The organism is Pelosinus fermentans JBW45 (assembly GCF_000271665.2).
In the GTDB taxonomy this organism is placed as follows: Bacteria; Bacillota; Negativicutes; order DSM-13327; family DSM-13327; genus Pelosinus; species Pelosinus baikalensis.
This window is the reverse complement of sequence record NZ_CP010978.1, coordinates 2315806-2333614: the sequence shown is the minus strand read 5'-3', so window position 1 is coordinate 2333614 and position 17809 is coordinate 2315806. Positions and strand designations below refer to the sequence as shown.

The window sequence follows — 17809 nt, the reverse complement described above, 5'->3', positions numbered from 1 at the left end:
ATGCGTGTTTTATAGTATGCAGATCATCACAAGGGTGTTACAGCTTAATATTTAATGTTATTTAATCAGATTAAGAGCCATCTGGGCAATACTCTCAGCAGCCTTAGGGCGACCTATTTTTTTGCTTGCCAGAGACATCATATCTAATTTTTGCGGATTATTCATTAATTCACTAATGCTTTTAATTAATATATCATGATTGAGTTCTTTGTCATGAATGAGAATGGCTGCTCCTTGCCGCTCCATCGCCCTAGCGTTATACTCCTGGTGGTTTTCTGCGGCGTATGGATAAGGAACTAATATCGATGGAACCCCTCTTGCTGTTAATTCAGCTAGTCCAAGGGCACCAGCCCTAAAGATCGCAAGATCTGCTACGGCTAGTGCTTCAGGCATATTGTATAAATATGGTTTGATGATAATATTACCAGCTGCCGTTATATCTATACCACATTGCGTAAATTTTCCAACTATGCCATTATACTCGCTTTGCCCAGTAACATGCAATAGTTGTATCTCTTTGCTGCCTGCAAAAAACTGATGAACCTTTATCATGGCCTGATTAATGCTGCGAGCACCTCTGCTGCCGCCCGATATCAATATCGTACGTTTGGTCGGATCAAGACCAAGAGCCGCTATGCTTTCTTCTCGGCTAGCAGATATAACTTCTTGACGTATGGGATTTCCAGTAAAAAACAGTTTATTTTGATTTGGAAAATTTTCACTTGCTTCTGTAAACCCTAAAGCGATCTTATCGACAAAACGAGATAAAATCTTATTCGTAATACCAGGAATTACATTTTGTTCCTGAATCATTGTTGGAATTTTAAGTAGGCTGGCTGCTAATAAAACAGGCCCACAAACATAACCGCCTGTCCCAATAACAATATCGGGCTTAAATTGCCGGATAATTTTCTGAGACTGCCAAACACTTCCTATTGTTTTAGCTATCGTTTGTATGTTCTTTACCGACAAACGCCGCTCAAATCCTGCTACATCTATAAACTGAATCGTAAATCCTTCTTTAGGTATAATGTCAGCTTCTAAACCACTTTGAGTACCTATAAACAATACTTCACAGTATTTAACTTTCTCTCGTAACGCTTTAGCGATAGTAATGGCGGGGTAGATGTGGCCACCTGTTCCCCCGCCAGACATAATAATCCGCATGTCGGACTTGCCCCCTTAACTCCAAAAATAACTTCGGTTATTTTATCAGAAATTCTTACCACCAGCCACCCTATTTATCATGAATATATCTTGATACATTTAACAATATTCCTACCCCGAGCAAAGTAAAAATTAATGCAGAGCCACCAAAGCTAATAAACGGTAAGGGGATTCCTGTTACCGGCATAGAAGCTGTTACCACAGCTATGTTCATCAGAGCTTGCATAATAATCATTGTAGTTAATCCAGCAGCTAATAGACTTCCATAAATATCTGGTGCAGAGATAGCTATTTTAAATCCACGCCAAGCAAATAAAAAGAATAATAAAATTACCGTTACCGTACCAATGAAACCAAGCTCCTCACCTAGAATCGCAAAAATAAAATCGGTATGAGGCTCTGGTAGATATAAAAACTTTTCTCTACTGCGTCCAAGTCCCACACCAAACAAACCGCCTGAACCCAGAGCATAAAGAGATTGGATAATATGGTAACCCGTATTGAGAGGATCAGCCCAAGGATCATTAAAAGCCAGTAATCGTTTTAGACGATAAGGCTCTAAGAGAATGGCTGCAATAATTCCAGTAACACCAACAAGACCTAGAGAGGTTAAGTGAGATAATCTTGCACCTGCAGTAAACAACAATATAAAAACTGTCCCACCAATTGCTAATGCTGTTCCAAGATCAGGTTCTTTCAGAATTAAGCCAAAAATAACTAATAAGATAAGTAATTGAGGTACAAGCCCTTTGATAAATGAGCTTATTTTTTCTTGATTGCGAGCTAAGCTAGCGGAAGAATATAAAACCATGCTTAGTTTGGCAATTTCCGATGGTTGTAAATATAAGGAACCAAATCCAAGCCACCTGCGCGCTCCATTTACGACTTTACCAAATCCAGGTACAAGTACCAAGATTAAAAGTACTATTGTTAATAGCAATGTAGGTTTTGCAAATTTGCGCCAGACATGATAATCCACATTTAGAGTTACCAGCATTACCGTGACTCCCAAAGTTACCCAAATAAGCTGTCTCTTTAAAAAATAATAACTATCATCAAAGTTGACATAGGCTGAGACTGCGCTCGAACTATACACCATTACAACACCAAAGCTTAATAATGCAATAACAGCAAAAAAAAGAATAAAATCCGGCGACTTAGGTCTAACCGCCAAAGGAATTCCCTCCCATCATTGAATGCCACTCACATTCAACTCAACAAAATTATCCAATGATATTTTCTTATAATTCATAAACTAATCTTTTGAATACTTTTCCTCTTTCTTCATAACTCGTAAACATGTCATAACTAGCACATGCCGGAGATAATAACACGACTTGCGGTTCCTTTGCAAGGTGATATGCTAATTGTACAGCTTCAGACAAACTATTTACATTATGAATTTGCGATACATCATGCTTAATTGCCGCTGCTTCAAATCTCTCTTGAGCCTCACCTAATAAAATTAAATGCTCCACCTTTTCTTTGATCAATTTCATAAAAGCAGTTAAATCTGTATTTTTATCTCGTCCGCCTGCAATTAATATGATAGGTTGTTCAAAAGCCTCTAAGGCTTTAATTGATGACTCAGGATTCGTTGCTTTCGAGTCATTATAGTAAGGCACACCGTTGACCACTGTTACTTTTTCAATTCGGTGCTCAACACCTGTAAAATTGAATAAGGTCTGCACCATAGAAATTAAAGTAACACCTGCAAAGAAGGCAACACCACAAGCGGCGAGAACATTTTCAATATTATGTCCACCTCTAAGTTGTATTTTACTAATTGGACATACAATATATGTTTTTTCTTGCCACTTAATAATGATCATTCCATCTTTTACAAATATTCCTGAATCTAATTCTACCTTCCTGCTAAAAAAGAAAACTTTAGAAGGAACTTTGTTCGCCATTTCTCGTACAGTTATATCATCATAATTTAGAACGATATAATCATCTTTTGTTTGATTTGCAAAAATACGTTCTTTCATCGCAATATAATTCTCTAGCGAATGATGTCGATCCAGATGATCAGGAGTTATATTTAAAATAGCAGCCACACGAGGCCTAAAATCAATAATGCCTTCTAATTGAAAGCTGGATATTTCAGCTACAACTATACCGTTTTCACCCACTTCAGCCACTTCTTGTGACAAGGCTAAACCAATATTTCCTCCTACAACTACATTGCGATCTGTTGTTTTTACCATTTCACCAATCAATGTTGTCGTTGTCGTCTTACCATTTGTACCTGTAATGGCCACAATAGGTGCTGTACACAATTGATATGCTACTTCAATTTCACTCATGACTTTAATATTTTTAGCTTTAGCTATTTTTACTAATGGAATTTCAATTGATATCCCAGGAGACAGTACGATATAGTCTATATCCTGAAGCAATTCCTCTCCCTGTTGACCTAACGCCAGGGTTACTCCACATTGATGTATGGGCGAGAAATCCTTATTCTTTAATAATTCCGCTGATTTAGAATCACTTAATGTTATCTGTGCTCCACGGTTTTGTAAAACACAGGCAACAGAGATACCGCTGATACCAGCACCAAGTACTAAGATCTTTGTTCCCTTAAAATGCATTTTATATTCCTCCAGTTTGACTAACGACTAGAATAATTAAAGCGATAAGGCTGCAAACAACTCCTGCTAACCAAAATACTGTAACTACTTTTTTTTCAGACCAACCTGACAATTCGAAATGATGATGTATGGGACTCATACGAAAGACTCGCTTGCCTGTTAACTTAAATGAAACCACTTGAATAATTACAGAACAGGCTTCAAGTACAAAAACGCCACCAACAATAACAAGTAATAGTTCTGTTTTTGTCATTACTGCCACAGCAGCCAAGGCTCCCCCTAAAGCCAATGAACCAGTATCCCCCATAAACACTTTAGCAGGATTTGCATTATATTTCAAAAAGCCAAGGCTTGCACCAGCTAATGCTACACAAAAAATAGCCAAGTCAGGTTTTGCAAAACTCATAGCAATAACCGCATATGCTACTGCTGCCACCGTAGTCGTGCCAGCGGCCAAACCATCAAGTCCGTCTGTAAGATTCACAGCATTGGTAGTACCTATCAAAACTAAAAAAATTAACACATAGTACAATGGTCCAAAGTCAACAGTAAAGCCTAATAAAGGTACCCATACATCAGTACCCCGTCCCATATAATTAGTAACAATATACGCCAAGGCTACAGCCATAAAAATTTGCCCTAATAGTTTTTGCCTTGCTTTTAGTCCTAACGAACGTTTTAAGACAACTTTAATAAAATCGTCTAAAAAACCAATTAGCCCATGCCCTATGGTTACAAATAAGGCTAACCAAATTTCCGGGCTCTTACCACCATAAATAAGAACAGGAATAATAAGAGCAATTAAGATAATAATACCACCCATAGTCGGTGTACCAGCTTTAGCATAATGACTTTCAGGGCCTTCCTGTCTAATACTTTGCCCAAACTTCAACCTGCTAAGTACAGGAATTATCAGGGGTCCGATAATTAAAGCTATGATGAATGCCATCGCTGAAGCATATAACAACTCCTGCATATTCAACCTCCAAACCCTTCAGATCCTGTTTTAAAAATATTTTCACTAGACGCTTAGCATCTTTGCATTCTTAAAACAGCTTTTTATAAGAACATATTAATAATCTTTTCCATTTTCATTCCTCTTGATCCTTTTATCAAGATCGTATCACCAGGCATAAGCAGCTTCTTTAATTCTGCTTGCGCTTGTTCATGATTAGAGCAGACCACAACCTGGCTTATACCGCAAGAACTCGCTTTATTAGCAATGCTGGCTGCTAACTCCCCAACTGTTACAACAATTTCAATCCCGCATTGAGCTAGTTTTTCCCCGATGGCTTCATGAGCGGATACTGCAATCGTTCCTAATTCTAACATATCGCCAAGCACAGCCACTTTGCGACCTTTTGCAACTTCAAGCATTGTATCAATAGCGGCTACCATAGACATGGGGCTCGCATTATATGCATCATTCACAACCAAGTAATCACCGAATCTTTCAATGTGTAACCTCATCGGACTAGCATTAAAAGCCCTAAATCCTGAAGAGATACCATCAGCATTCATCCCTAATTCCATGCCCAGAGCAATTGCAGCTAAAGCATTATAAACATTATGTTTACCAGTCGTTGGTATGTCTACTGTAAAAACATCATTAGTCATGCGGCACACAAAATCTATACTCTGGGCTTTTATATGAATGTTATCAGCCTTAATATCGCCTTCTTGCAGCCCAAAAAATACAATACGACTCTTTGCTTTTTTGGCCTTTTCTCGCACATAAACATTATCACCATTTAATATCGACACACCATTTTCTGGTATTACTTCCAGTAATTCCGCTTTAGCAGCAGCAATCTCTTCCATGGATCCCAGCAATTCAAGATGAGTCTCACCAACATTTGTTATGATGGCGATTGTGGGCAATGCAATATTGGCTAATTGGCGGATTTGCCCCTTACCTCGCATCCCCATTTCCACCACTGCCACCTCATGTTCCTGTGTAAGCTGCAGCAATGTCAAAGGTAACCCGATTTCATTATTATAATTCGCCTCTGTTTTTAATACATGAAACTGATTGGATAAAACAGCCGCAGCCATATCTTTTGTAGTCGTCTTGCCATTGGATCCAGTAATCGCCACGACAGGAATAGTAAAGCGCTGGCGATGAAAACGTGCCAAATCTTGTAGCGCCAATAAAGAATCGGTAACGAATATAGCCGTAATCTGCTGGGGCAGTGTCATATTTTTATGGCTAAAAACAACACCAATTGCACCCTTTTCTATCGCTTGATGAATAAACTCATGTCCATCAAAATTTTCACCAATTAGCGGAATAAATAAGTCACCTTTTTGTACCGTACGCGTATCTGTGGAAACGCCTGTAAATCCCTTTGGTTGTGCAGAAACAATTAGCGTTCCTTTTGTAGCAAGACAAACTTCTTCAACTGTAAATCCCGCCATTATTTCATCTCCTTGATGATGGCTTTTACTACTTCTTTATCATCAAACGGAATGGTTCTATCTTTTAGAATCTGGTAGTTCTCATGTCCCTTACCAGCAATAATTACAATATCATCCGCTTCAGCTACAGATAGAGCACGCTCAATCGCTTGGCGTCTATCAATAATTTTCTCGTAAATCTTTCCTGATGTCAGTGACTCTTGAATACCTACTTCAATTTCACTCAAGATATTCTCAGGATCTTCCGTTCGAGGATTGTCAGATGTAGCAATTACAATATTGCCATATTGGACCGCTAATTTCCCCATAATTGGTCTTTTTGTCTTATCGCGATCACCACCACAACCAAAAACTACAATAATACGTTTTTTAGCAATTTGTTGGGCAGTCTTTAAAATATTTTCTAGCCCATCTGGCGTGTGAGCATAATCTACAATGATACTAAAAGGTTGCCCCCCGTCTACCAGCTCAAATCTGCCTGATACGCTTTGAAACATTTCCAAAGCAGCTTTAATAATAGGAGCATCAATACCCTCAGCCAAAGCTGCACCTACTGCCGATAAAACATTATATACATTAAATAATCCAGTTATTTTGAGTTGCAATGGCATGATGCCAAAAGAACCAATAATATCAAATTCCGCGCCTTTCGCTTGTATATTCGTATTTTTAGCCTGTAAATCCGCATGATTCTCAATACCGTATGTAATCGTGTTGCATCCCGTACGTTCTAAAATAAATGCAGCAGCCTTATCATCTGTATTAATAATAGCTGTCTTGCCCTCTTTCTGATTATCCTTACTACTAAGTAATTGAAATAATCTTGTTTTCGCTTCTAAATACCTCTCAAAGGTTACATGAAAATCTAGATGATCGCGAGTCATATTCGTAAAGATACCGACATCAAATTCACAACCGGCCACTCGATTAAGAGCTAGAGCATGGGAAGATACTTCCATAACTACATAATCCATATTAGCTTCTGCCATCTCGGCTAGCAGTCTTTGTAAATCAATCACATCAGGCGTAGTATTTTGAGTAGGTACTATTTTATCACCAATACTATTTTGAATCGTCCCGATTACTCCTACATGAAACCCAGCCTGTTGTAATATACTTCTGATTAAATAGGTGGTGGTGGTTTTACCATTTGTCCCCGTAACTCCAATCATGCGTAATTTGCAACTTGGATATTCAAAAAAATATGGAGCAATCCTCATCATCGCTTCCCTGGTATCAGCTACTTTTATAACTGTTAACCCCTGAGGAATGATATCAATATCTTTTTCAACCAAAACCGCTACTGCACCTTGGTGATAGGCCTGCACAATATAGTCGTGACCATCTGTTTTAGCACCAGATAAGCAAACAAATAAAGTCCCTGGTGTGATTTTACGAGAATCCTGGGCTAAATCTGCAATTACTGTTTCTGCGACTTTCTTATTTCCTTCTATTATCGCACTTGGTAATAAATCTATTAATTCTTGCAATTTTTTTTTCATGAAAATACCTCCTATATGTCAACTATTATTACCATTGTTACCAATATTATCATAACCATGTGCAGATTACCATATCAGCAAACTTTCTATTACTTAAAAGTACTTATTTATCCTATGCAGTATATTTTTCTCTTTATACTTTTTAAAAAATTATTCAAAGAACATTGTAATTTCACTTCCAGGCAATACCTTAGTGCCTGCTAAAGGTTCTTGTTTTACGGCTTTTATTCCCACTCCTATAGGTTTGATACGCAATCCCACCTCAGCTAATGTATCTGCCGCCTCACGCAGCGACTGCCCGGTACAATCAGGAACTGTAATCTCTCCTGCCCCGTATCTTGGGGTCATAGTATATAATAATACACTAGAATCTTTTGGCATGCGACTGCCCGGCTTTGGTATCTGATCTGCCACACGTTCACCTGTCTCCTCAACTCTTACAGATAAGCCAGATTTTTTCAGTTCCTGCGTTGCTTCTGCAACTAATAAGTTTATGACACTTGGCACAACTACATGAGTTTCCTTTGTTGTATTTGCATCTGCTTCTGCAATTTTTGGTGCAATCTTTAAATATTGTAAGACATCATTCATTATACCAGTAAAAACAGGAGCTGCTATTTGACCACCATAATATAAGCCTACAGGTTCATCAATGATGACAACCATTACAATCTGCGGCTTATCAGCTGGTGCAAACCCAACAAAAGAAGCGACGTATTTACCTGGCATATATCCGCCGGCTCCAACTTTCTGAGCGGTACCAGTCTTACCAGCAATACGGAATCCTTCGATATAAGCATTCTTCCCAGTACCATTTGCTACAACACTTTCTAATACTTTTTTAACTTCCTGAGCAGTTGCCACATCAACAACTTGATTGATAATATCCGGGGTGAAACTACGAATGATTTCGCCATCTTTCCCTTTTACCTCTCGAACAATCTGCGGTCTAAGCCTCTGCCCATCATTAGCCACTGCTGCTACTGCTGTTACTAATTGCAACGGCGTTACAGCTATACTTTGCCCCATAGACATCGTAGCAATATTAATCGGCTTAACCTGTGATTTTTCAATAACGATCCCTTTTGCTTCCCCTGGCAAATCAACATTCGTATGTTTTCCTAAACCAAAAGCAGTAAAATATTTGTAAAAAGAATCAACGCCTAATCGAAGACCAACATTTACAAAACCTACATTACAAGAGTTTTCTACTACCTCTTGAAAGGTTTGGCTACCATGCCCGCCATTTTTCCAGCAATGAATGGTTCTTCCCTGAACCTCTACAGATCCTGGATCAAAAAAGCGTTCATTAAGACTCACTACTTTCTCCCCTAATGCTGCTGTTGTGGTAAGAATCTTAAAGGTAGATCCTGGCTCATAAGCATTAGAAACAGCAATATTTCTCCATAATTTTGGTGAAAATTCTGCAAAATGATTTGGATTATAATCCGGCCGATTCGCCAAAGCTAATATTTCCCCAGTACTAGGCTCTATAGCGATAATCGTAGCTGCCTGCGCCTTCGTGTCTTGCATTACTTTTTCAAGCTCTCGTTCAATGATTTGTTGAATTACAATATCAATGGTTAGATAAATATTATGCCCTTCTACCGGCTTTATAAATTGATGAGATGCATAAGGTATTTCCTGACCTCGCGCATCATACTCCACCACAATACTTCCGCTGCGTCCCTTCAAATAGCTGTCAAAAGTTAATTCTACTCCATCTAACCCTTGACTATCAATCCCCGTAAACCCCAGTATATGTGCTGCTAAATTATCATTAGGGTAATAACGCTGATTTTCCTGGGTTAATCCGATTCCTGGTAAATTAAGCATATGAACTTCTTTGGCGATTTCTCCATCTACTTTACGCTTCACCCAAGTAAACGCTTGACGTCTTTTCAATTTTGCCGCTAATTTATCCCTGTCTAACGTCAAAATAGCAGCCAATCTGGCTGCCGTTCCTTCTACATCTACTATTTCAGCTGGTATTGCGTATACAGATTCAGAACTTATACTCACACCAAGCTCTCTCCCATTACGATCAAAAATTGTACCACGCTTTGCTTCTACGGGAATATCTCTCACCCGCTGGTCGATAGCATTTTCTGTTAACCAATTGCTTCTGTAAAATTGGAGATACATTAGACGAAAACCAAGTCCTGACATAATTACCGTAATCAGTAGAAAAAGACAGGCCACCCTTTTCCTAATGGTAACATGTGATGATGACGCCAATGGGCACTCCCCCAATTTTTAATTATTGACTCTTACGATTTAGTAACATACTTACTATACTTTTTTCTCCTTCGGTATTCAAATTAGAACCTTTCAAAGAACTTTCCGCACAATATACATTTTGCGGCATTACCATACCTAGCTGAGTTGTAGCTATGCTCTGAATACGCTGCGGTGATTTTAATTTCGCAATATCTAATTGTAATAATTCGTTTTCTTTTTCCAGTTTAATGACTTCTACCTTCATTTCCACTAACTCATAGCCAGAGCGTATAATTGCTTCGCTTGATGCAGTTAAAAACATGGCTGCTACTATAATCATAGTAACTGTTGTTAAGCATTTTACTCGTAGCGCAATATCAGGTTTTACTAAATACTTTTTTTTAATGGATGGGACTTCTGGTTGTTGATAAATATCCCAATCTTGTTTTTTATTTACTAACATGTATATTCCCCTTCCTTAAAATTAGAACAATTGTAGTTCCCATGATATTACACCAATTTTTATAAATTTATTTTTTCCGCTACGCGCAACTTAGCACTTCGCGCCCGTGGATTCTCTTCTAACTCATTCACTGATGGAGCAATCGGCTTACCTAAGATTTTAATCTGCGGTTTATTATTACACATACATATCGGCAATGCTTTTGGACAAATACATCCTTTTGCCATCAGCTGTAAAGTCTGCTTCGCAATCCGGTCTTCCAAGGAATGAAAAGTAATAATACACAATCTTCCGCCCAAAGCAAGTCTCTCTATGGAAGTGGTAAAAGCATCTTTTAAAATTCCTAACTCATTGTTTACTTCAATACGTATGGCCTGAAACGTTCTTTTCGCTGGATGTGGTCCATCGCGCCTTGCTGCTGACGGAATCGCCCTTTTTATGATATCTACTAATTCTCCAGTAGTTTCTATCGCCTTACCACTTCGAAATTCAATGATAAACTTTGCAATTCTCTTGGCCCAACGCTCTTCTCCATAAGTAATAATAATATCTGCTAATTGATTTTCCGAATAATTATTCACAATATCATAAGCAGAAAAATCGCTATTCGGATTCATACGCATATCTAAAGGTGCATCTTGCATATAAGAAAATCCTCTTTCAGCGATATCTAGCTGATGTGACGATACCCCTAAGTCAAATAATATGCCGTCTACCTTATTTACTTTTAACTCATCTAAGACAAGTCCAATATTTTGAAAATTATTCTGTACGATATCGACTTTGCACTTAGCATTGGACAACTTAACTTTTCCCGTTTTTATCGCAGCTGGATCCTGATCAATGCCAATAAATCGCCCCGATGCTCCCAATTGTTTGACAACATGTTCAGCATGTCCACTTCCACCTAATGTACAATCAACATAAATACCTTCAGGATTCGTTACCAATGCAGATACACTCTCTTTTAATAACACACTAACATGATGAAATTCCACAGTAGTCACTCACCCCATTCAAATTCATAAACACTATATTTTCACACTATATTCAACTTTATATACCTAAATCAACTAAGCTTTCAGCAATTTGGGCTACTGTAGGAGCAATCTTTTCATTATAAGCATCCCAGCTGCTGCGATTCCAAATTTCAATGCGATTTGAAACGCCAATCACTATGACATCTTTATCAAGCTGGGCATATTCCCTAAGAGTGTTAGGTAGTAATATTCGCCCTTGTTTATCACAAGAAATCTCCGCTCCACCAGAAAAAAAGAATCGTACGAAGGCTCTGGCTTCAGGTTTTGCTAGCGGTAATTGCTTTAGCTTGCTTGCTAAAATATCCCATTCTTTTTTTTCGTATATAAACAAACAATTATCAAGACCTTTGGTAACAATAAAATTTTCTCCCAACTCCTCACGGAACTTGGCAGGTAAAATGAGTCTTCCCTTATCATCAATAGTATGAAGGTACTCACCCATTAACATAATTTTACCACCACCATTTTGATTCATCTACCACTTTTCACCACTATTACCCACTTTTAGTGTTCTATCTTTATAAAATAAAATCCTTCTTAATCCTTAAGGAATTCTTCACCATTTAAAAATAAAAGACAAAAGACCCATCTTCAAAGTCTTTTGTCCTAGTTTTTATCTGAAATATTTAATTTTTTATAATACCCAGTTCTTCTAAGACAGGTGCACCGTTTAAGCGAATGAAGAAACTTCGAAAAGTTTTTTGCCCTTTAAAAATGGGAATCCGCTGCAAAAGGAATACATCGCTATCAGCACCAACCTGCCCATATTCAATAGTGAATGCGGCCTTATATCCTGTTTTTCTCACCATGTCTTCAATTTCCCCATTATAAGTGCCAGTTGGATAGGCAAAATACTTAGGAGCCTTACCTAATTGCCGTGCTATTTCATCACGGGATTGGCTAAGTTCATCTAGAACTTGTTCCTTCGTAAGACTTGTAAGAGATTTATGATTTGCTGTATGCGAGCCAAAGATCATACCGTTTTGTTGCATTTCTTTTATTTGATCCCAAGTCATAAACCGCTCATCTTTACTAATAAAATTCGTAACAATAAAAATTGTTCCAGTAAAACCGTATTTTTTCATGATAGGATATGCATTTGTATAATTATCAAGATAGCCATCATCAAAGGTAATCAAAATCGGTTTGTCTGGCAATGGTTTACCCGATTTTAAATAAGCCATAAGTTGATCAGGAGTAATCGTATGATAACCATTTTGGTATAAATACTCCATTTGGTCTTCAAACTCTCGTGGTGAAACAGATAGAGCGTGATTTAATATATCCACTTTATGATAATTTAAAATAGGTACTTCTTGAAGAGTAATAGAATTGCTTTTATTATAGCTTGCTACTACTGAATGGTTACCGAATTTAGAAAGGGCAATCAAGAAAAATATAATTATTAAACCTATTACGATATTGATTTGCCCCTTTTTTATATTCAATTTTTGCACCGCCTTTTACCTCATATGACCCCTGTTTTATCTTTATCTACAATATTCTACCTCTCTTTTGCAAAAAATACTAGCCTCTAGTTCGTATAAAATTTTATCGCTTGCTAAAACTATGTATTAATAATTATGTTAATTAGGAGGTTGTTTTATGCTTATTACCGAAAATATGAGAATTTCAGAAGTCGTTGAACAATATCCCCAAACGGTTGCTATTTTTCGCGATCATGGTATGGGATGTTTGGGTTGTGCGGCTGCACGGTTTGAGAATATTGGACAAGGAGCAGCAGCTCACGGCATCGACATAACGACATTAATCAATGCTTTAAATAAAGCGATAGAAAATAACACTTCTGATTAAGACTTGGTACAATCCAAGTCCTTTTTATAATATATTCAGTGTTTCTAACAAAACCACTAGTATCAAGCAAATTCCCTTTTAATTATGGAGCAACAATAATATTTTTTGCTATTTCATAATCTAAAGCAATTTGTGTATATCCTATTTTTAATACATAGGCAGGATATGTTTGCAAAATTTCTATTTTCACCCCAGGCAATACCCCCAAAGCTGTTAGTTTGCGTAAATGATCCCCACTTGTTAATAATAGACGTACAACATGTACCATCGTATTCTTTTTACACCTAACAATTGGTATAAGGTGAGCCATATTGTCCACTCCCTTTATCAGACTAAAGGATATTTTCTACAAGTAAAGATTAAGAATCGGTAATATTTTAGAAAGCAGCAAACCTCCCATAAAAGCCAAAAAGATAATACTACATAACATTATAATTGAAATAAATACCCCTCGTTCTTTTATCATTACCGCTACTTGTGCAATACAAGGCACAAATAAGGTCAATGTTACACTAGCAATTAAAAGCTGCTCTTTACTTAAACTATGACTAGTAACCATTTCATATAATCCAGCAGCACCATAATCTCTGCGGAAAAACCCCAGTAGAAATGGTTGAGCTGTTTCAATTGGCAAACTAAGTGAACTCATGACCGGCTGCATCGAATATATGATATAGGTTAGAACGCCAGTTCGATCACCAATCCATAAAACAATACTAGTTATTATGAAAATCGGCAGGATTTCTATAAAATACCACCACATACGAATAAAAGCCTTATGTAATACATTCGATAACATTGGCAACCGCAAAGGTGGTATTTCCATATAAAATGAACTAGAATTGCCAGGTAACAAACTTCCTGACAGCCTTCCAACAATTCCAAAAATGAGGAGGATATAACACCCCCATATGGTTAGAGATAAAAACGAATCCGACAATAATGCTAATATAACACCAAGCTGTGCCGAACAAGGTATGGTTAAAGACAATAAGAAAGTAGCTAATGTTCTTTCGCGGCGTGTTTCCAATGTTCGCGTTACCATAACAGCCATTGTGCCGCAGCCTAATCCCAAGGCGAAAGGAATTACAGCTCTACCATTTAATCCAATTTTTTTAAATATAAAATCCATTAACATGGCTAATCGAGGTAAATATCCGCTATCTTCTAAAATGGCAAACATAAAGAAAAAGGTACTAACAATCGGTAAAATAATAATAAATGCATAGCGAAATCCTAAAGTAAAAAATCCATATTTCCCCATTATTAATGATTGTAACCAATCCCAAGGTATATACTGATATACATAATATTCCATTAAAGGATTAATATAAGGAACAAAGAGATTCAAATCTAAATACTCAACTAAAAACCCAGCTCCAAATTTCCCTACAAATTGATAGATTCCAAAAAATATTACTAAACATAAAATAGGTATGCCTGTAACAGGCTCCCTAGTTAAACGGCTTAATGTTTCGCCCACGCCTCGCGAATATATCTTTCTTTCCTCCAGAACGGAGTCGCAAATACGATCAATTGCACGCTGCCGCTCTACAGCTAGAATATATTCCATATCATATTGGTAATAAGAATTAAGCTTATTGACCTCTGCTAAGACTTCAGGAAATGCACGTTCCTTATGATTTGCCAATGCATACAATATTTTATCACCTTGTATAAGTAAAAGAGCTGTCATGCGACGGGATAAACCATACTCTCCTTTTATTTTAGCACTGATAGAATGAATAGCTTGTTCTATGTTAGGAGAATACAGTAAAGAAAAACGAATTTTGCCAGGCGAATACTGTTGAACTTCTTCTTTAATCTTTCCTAGACCAAGACCTTTTGTGGCAATGGTAGCAATAACTGGAATTCCCAAAATGTCAGATAAACACTCTAGTTTAAAAAAAATACCATTTTTCTTTGCTTCATCTATCAAATTTACAACTAATACAACTGGGAAACCCATATCTATGAGCTGCAGCGTAAGATGTAGCATTCTACGAATATTTTTAGCATCAATTACATGTAATACAATATCCGGTTTCTCCTGGCACAATAACATTCGTGATACTCGCTCTTCCTCTGTAATGGGTATAAGAGAGTACATACCTGGAGTATCGATAAATTCATATGCTTTTCCATTTATTTTGCTATACCCCCGAGAAATATCAACTGTGGTTCCTGGATAATTGGATACTGCCACATATTTACCAGTTAGATAGTTAAATATTACACTTTTACCAACGTTAGGAGAACCAACTAAAACCACTTTTGCCAATAGTTCCGGCCCCCACTCTTAAAAATTATGTTGCTATTGTCTATTCCATCAGCAATATAATTAGAACAAAAAAACAACCAATAACATTTACTGTTATTGGTTGTCCAATTTATAATACTGATGAAATTTTATCACTAATGGCAGCTTTCGGCATAAACCCTAATAATTTTTCCACCTTTTCTCCATCTTTAATTAGTATCATAGTGGGTAAACTCATTACACTATATTGTTGCGCTAGTGCTCTATTTTCATCTACACTAATTTTTACCACTTTAACCTTATCTCCCAGATCAGCAGCTAATTCGTCAAGTATTGGAGATAACTTCGTACAATGGCCACACCAAGGTGCCCAAAAATCTGCTAATACAGGTACTTTTGACTCCATTACTTCACTCTGAAAATTTTCCTCATTCACATGAATTACATTTGCCATTGATTATGCCTCCTTTTTCCTCATTTCAACCATGACACATGCATGATGAACAACATTAAGTCCTAACTCTTCGGCCACATGAATAACCTGGGGAGCATCTGCTCCAGGCTGCAACCAAACATTTTTTATACCAATTTCTGCACATTCATGCATAATTTTCTCGCCAACTTTAGGAGGTACTACTATATCTACAGCTTCTGGCTTTATTGGCAAATCCTTTAGTGTTGGATAACATTTTTGTCCAAGAATCTCTGCAACACCAGTATTAATTGGATAGACTTCAAATCCAGCCTCTAACATTACTTTAAAAATTTTAAATCCAAATTTTTCTTTATTATCGGTTGCTCCAACCACTGCCCAAGTTTTTAAGTTTAGCATAGTGTCAATGTTACTCAAATATTTACCTCCTATTAACTTTTTATTACATTATATTACCTTTGGGTATTTCTGGTCAACCTATGAATTTTTCAAATAAAGATAAGCAAATTTCAATGCCAATTAATATGATAATCACCCATTCTAAGCGAGTTCCCCTTTTGGAATGAGCCAGTCCTGAAAAAACCTCTATAATATCCATCAATGTATCTATTTTATGACGAAGTTTTTCATAACGATCCGCTAATTCAAATAATATGGTAAGTTCATCAAATAGCTCGCTAGCACCCTCATTATTCCAAGTAATTGCTGGTTTGTCCAATAACATAACATACGAAATGGTGCTTAACTTAAATTCTAAAATACTTGCTGACATTTTTGCTAGTTTTTCATCTGATACTGTTAACTCTCCTCGGTATAAATTATTCACAACTTCTTCAATTTCATCTAAAACCCGGGAAATATCAGCTTCAATCTTTTCTAAAGCTACGGATTTTGCCAATACGGTAGAAACAATATCAAATTGGTATTCAGCTATTTGTTTCGTAACCATATAATCATTATTGATAGCTGATTCACTTTCTGAGTTACTTTCAATCTTATATTCATCAACATACTTAAATGTATTTGTATCATGTATACCGCTTTCAATTGTTTTTAAATAATTAATAACATCCATTATTTCATGATATTGAAAGTTTAAAAATACAATACTGCCAAAATGGAATAAATATACTCTTTTCATTTCTATTTCACGAACAATACCTTGTAATTCAGTACCTTTTAATATTAAATATTCTTCCCATTTTAATTTACGATTACTACCAAAATGTTGAGAAATTTTATTTAAATTAATTTCATTACTTAGAACAATTGCTTTAAACTCCGTTTCAGCCATGATCTCACACTCCATTTGAGCTACTCCTGCCATTTTATCTCATGAATTATGTCACTCTTAAAACAACCTGTATATTTAGTTATAATTGCTTTTCTCTGCGTATTAGGATATTTTATTAATAGATACTAACCATAAAGAGAGGTCTATTATGAACATTCAAATCTTTGGTACAAAAAAATGCCAAAATACACGTAAAGCTGAACGATATTTTAAGGAACGAAAAATCCCCTATCAATTCATTGACTTAACTTTAAAGGCCTTAAGCAAAGGAGAGTTAAGTAGTATAAAAAGATTTATTGCTTTGAAGGACTTAATTAATACGGAAAGTAAAGAATATGAGGCAAGTAATTTAAGATATATCATCCATAATACAGAGGATATTTTATTGAACAATCCTTTATTACTTAAAACACCTATCGTAAGAAACACTTCTAAGGCTGCAACAATTGGATACTGTCCTGAGGTTTGGAAACAGTGGCAAGCTTAAACCTCTAATTTTCTTATAAAGAAACCATAAAGGTGCAATCTTACCTGATGCTCATATTGAGTAACATGTAAAAGACAGCACCCTTGTGGCTTCTTTTTTATATTTTTTTCGAT

At 36.6% G+C, this 17809-nt stretch carries 18 protein-coding genes; 2 read left to right on the top strand and 16 right to left on the bottom strand.

Going from position 1 to position 17809, the window contains the following annotated elements; genetic code table 11:
• Positions 1 to 57 precede the first annotated feature (57 nt).
• The 11 genes from murG to JBW_RS10050 all read right to left on the bottom strand — a co-directional run bounded on the left by murG (position 58) and on the right by JBW_RS10050 (position 12855).
• Positions 58 to 1167, bottom strand: a complete 1110-nt coding sequence (gene murG, locus JBW_RS10100) for an undecaprenyldiphospho-muramoylpentapeptide beta-N-acetylglucosaminyltransferase (protein WP_007953528.1) — start codon at positions 1165 to 1167, stop codon at positions 58 to 60.
• Positions 1168 to 1237: 70 nt separating this feature from the next.
• A complete protein-coding gene (spoVE, locus tag JBW_RS10095; RefSeq protein WP_007953530.1) occupies positions 1238 to 2341 on the bottom strand; it encodes a stage V sporulation protein E in 1104 nt (367 codons plus the stop codon).
• A 67-nt stretch (positions 2342 to 2408) separates the two neighbouring features.
• Positions 2409 to 3764: a UDP-N-acetylmuramoyl-L-alanine--D-glutamate ligase gene (gene murD, locus JBW_RS10090; protein ID WP_007953531.1), complete on the bottom strand. Its 1356-nt coding sequence runs from the start codon at positions 3762 to 3764 to the stop codon at positions 2409 to 2411.
• Between the two features lies 1 nt (position 3765).
• Positions 3766 to 4740, bottom strand: a complete 975-nt coding sequence (gene mraY, locus JBW_RS10085) for a phospho-N-acetylmuramoyl-pentapeptide-transferase (RefSeq protein WP_007953533.1) — start codon at positions 4738 to 4740, stop codon at positions 3766 to 3768.
• Positions 4741 to 4823: 83 nt separating this feature from the next.
• On the bottom strand, positions 4824 to 6182 hold the full coding sequence (locus JBW_RS10080; RefSeq protein WP_007953534.1) for a UDP-N-acetylmuramoyl-tripeptide--D-alanyl-D-alanine ligase: 1359 nt from the start codon (positions 6180 to 6182) through the stop codon (positions 4824 to 4826).
• Positions 6182 to 7684, bottom strand: coding sequence for a UDP-N-acetylmuramoyl-L-alanyl-D-glutamate--2,6-diaminopimelate ligase (locus JBW_RS10075; RefSeq protein ID WP_007953535.1), 1503 nt, complete (start codon positions 7682 to 7684; stop codon positions 6182 to 6184). Before JBW_RS10075 ends, JBW_RS10080 begins: the two co-directional genes overlap by 1 nt.
• Positions 7685 to 7834: 150 nt before the next feature.
• The gene (locus JBW_RS10070) at positions 7835 to 9922 is read right to left on the bottom strand and encodes a stage V sporulation protein D (protein WP_007953536.1); all 2088 of its coding nucleotides are present in this window, start codon (positions 9920 to 9922) and stop codon (positions 7835 to 7837) included.
• A gap of 22 nt (positions 9923 to 9944) precedes the next feature.
• Complete coding sequence (locus JBW_RS10065) at positions 9945 to 10367, bottom strand: cell division protein FtsL (RefSeq protein WP_007953537.1); 423 nt, start codon at positions 10365 to 10367, stop codon at positions 9945 to 9947.
• Positions 10368 to 10426: 59 nt separating this feature from the next.
• Positions 10427 to 11365 (bottom strand): 16S rRNA (cytosine(1402)-N(4))-methyltransferase RsmH, encoded by a 939-nt coding sequence (gene rsmH, locus JBW_RS10060; protein ID WP_007953538.1) that lies wholly within the window; start codon positions 11363 to 11365, stop codon positions 10427 to 10429.
• A gap of 58 nt (positions 11366 to 11423) precedes the next feature.
• Positions 11424 to 11855: a division/cell wall cluster transcriptional repressor MraZ gene (gene mraZ / locus JBW_RS10055; RefSeq protein ID WP_007953539.1), complete on the bottom strand. Its 432-nt coding sequence runs from the start codon at positions 11853 to 11855 to the stop codon at positions 11424 to 11426.
• A gap of 178 nt (positions 11856 to 12033) precedes the next feature.
• A complete protein-coding gene (locus JBW_RS10050; RefSeq protein WP_036680317.1) occupies positions 12034 to 12855 on the bottom strand; it encodes a polysaccharide deacetylase family protein in 822 nt (273 codons plus the stop codon).
• 157 nt (positions 12856 to 13012) lie between these two features.
• On the opposite strand from JBW_RS10050, the gene JBW_RS10045 reads away from it, so the two are divergent.
• The gene (locus tag JBW_RS10045) at positions 13013 to 13222 is read left to right on the top strand and encodes a DUF1858 domain-containing protein (protein ID WP_007953541.1); all 210 of its coding nucleotides are present in this window, start codon (positions 13013 to 13015) and stop codon (positions 13220 to 13222) included.
• Positions 13223 to 13304: 82 nt separating this feature from the next.
• Here the strand turns inward: JBW_RS10045 and JBW_RS10040 are convergent, their stop codons facing one another.
• The 5 genes from JBW_RS10040 to JBW_RS10020 form a co-directional block, all read right to left on the bottom strand.
• Positions 13305 to 13532, bottom strand: a complete 228-nt coding sequence (locus tag JBW_RS10040; RefSeq protein ID WP_007953542.1) for a FeoA family protein — start codon at positions 13530 to 13532, stop codon at positions 13305 to 13307.
• A 36-nt stretch (positions 13533 to 13568) separates the two neighbouring features.
• Positions 13569 to 15494 carry a ferrous iron transport protein B gene (feoB, locus tag JBW_RS24960; RefSeq protein ID WP_235334241.1) on the bottom strand — a complete coding sequence of 642 codons (1926 nt, stop codon included), beginning with the start codon at positions 15492 to 15494 and terminating at the stop codon, positions 13569 to 13571.
• Positions 15495 to 15612: 118 nt separating this feature from the next.
• On the bottom strand, positions 15613 to 15936 hold the full coding sequence (trxA, locus tag JBW_RS10030) for a thioredoxin (protein WP_007953553.1): 324 nt from the start codon (positions 15934 to 15936) through the stop codon (positions 15613 to 15615).
• A 3-nt stretch (positions 15937 to 15939) separates the two neighbouring features.
• On the bottom strand, positions 15940 to 16332 hold the full coding sequence (locus JBW_RS10025; protein WP_007953560.1) for a CoA-binding protein: 393 nt from the start codon (positions 16330 to 16332) through the stop codon (positions 15940 to 15942).
• Positions 16333 to 16387: 55 nt separating this feature from the next.
• Positions 16388 to 17209, bottom strand: coding sequence for an RMD1 family protein (locus tag JBW_RS10020; protein ID WP_036680320.1), 822 nt, complete (start codon positions 17207 to 17209; stop codon positions 16388 to 16390).
• A gap of 148 nt (positions 17210 to 17357) precedes the next feature.
• On the opposite strand from JBW_RS10020, the gene JBW_RS10015 reads away from it, so the two are divergent.
• Positions 17358 to 17696: an arsenate reductase family protein gene (locus JBW_RS10015; RefSeq protein ID WP_007934789.1), complete on the top strand. Its 339-nt coding sequence runs from the start codon at positions 17358 to 17360 to the stop codon at positions 17694 to 17696.
• The last annotated feature ends 113 nt before the right edge of the window (positions 17697 to 17809 follow it).

Bases quoted from the DNA above. Each gene is read 5' to 3' on its own strand.
- JBW_RS10040 (WP_007953542.1), bottom strand. From the start codon at position 13,532: ATGGCTCACCTTATACCAATTGTTAGGTGTAAAAAGAATACGATGGTA.
- murG (WP_007953528.1), bottom strand. From the start codon at position 1,167: ATGCGGATTATTATGTCTGGCGGGGGAACAGGTGGCCACATCTACCCC.
- JBW_RS10020 (WP_036680320.1), bottom strand. From the start codon at position 17,209: ATGGCTGAAACGGAGTTTAAAGCAATTGTTCTAAGTAATGAAATTAAT.
- JBW_RS10045 (WP_007953541.1), top strand. From the start codon at position 13,013: ATGCTTATTACCGAAAATATGAGAATTTCAGAAGTCGTTGAACAATAT.
- JBW_RS10075 (WP_007953535.1), bottom strand. From the start codon at position 7,684: ATGAAAAAAAAATTGCAAGAATTAATAGATTTATTACCAAGTGCGATA.
- trxA (WP_007953553.1), bottom strand. From the start codon at position 15,936: ATGGCAAATGTAATTCATGTGAATGAGGAAAATTTTCAGAGTGAAGTA.
- mraZ (WP_007953539.1), bottom strand. From the start codon at position 11,855: ATGTTAATGGGTGAGTACCTTCATACTATTGATGATAAGGGAAGACTC.
- JBW_RS10015 (WP_007934789.1), top strand. From the start codon at position 17,358: ATGAACATTCAAATCTTTGGTACAAAAAAATGCCAAAATACACGTAAA.
- JBW_RS10080 (WP_007953534.1), bottom strand. From the start codon at position 6,182: ATGGCGGGATTTACAGTTGAAGAAGTTTGTCTTGCTACAAAAGGAACG.
- mraY (WP_007953533.1), bottom strand. From the start codon at position 4,740: ATGCAGGAGTTGTTATATGCTTCAGCGATGGCATTCATCATAGCTTTA.
- JBW_RS10065 (WP_007953537.1), bottom strand. From the start codon at position 10,367: ATGTTAGTAAATAAAAAACAAGATTGGGATATTTATCAACAACCAGAA.
- murD (WP_007953531.1), bottom strand. From the start codon at position 3,764: ATGCATTTTAAGGGAACAAAGATCTTAGTACTTGGTGCTGGTATCAGC.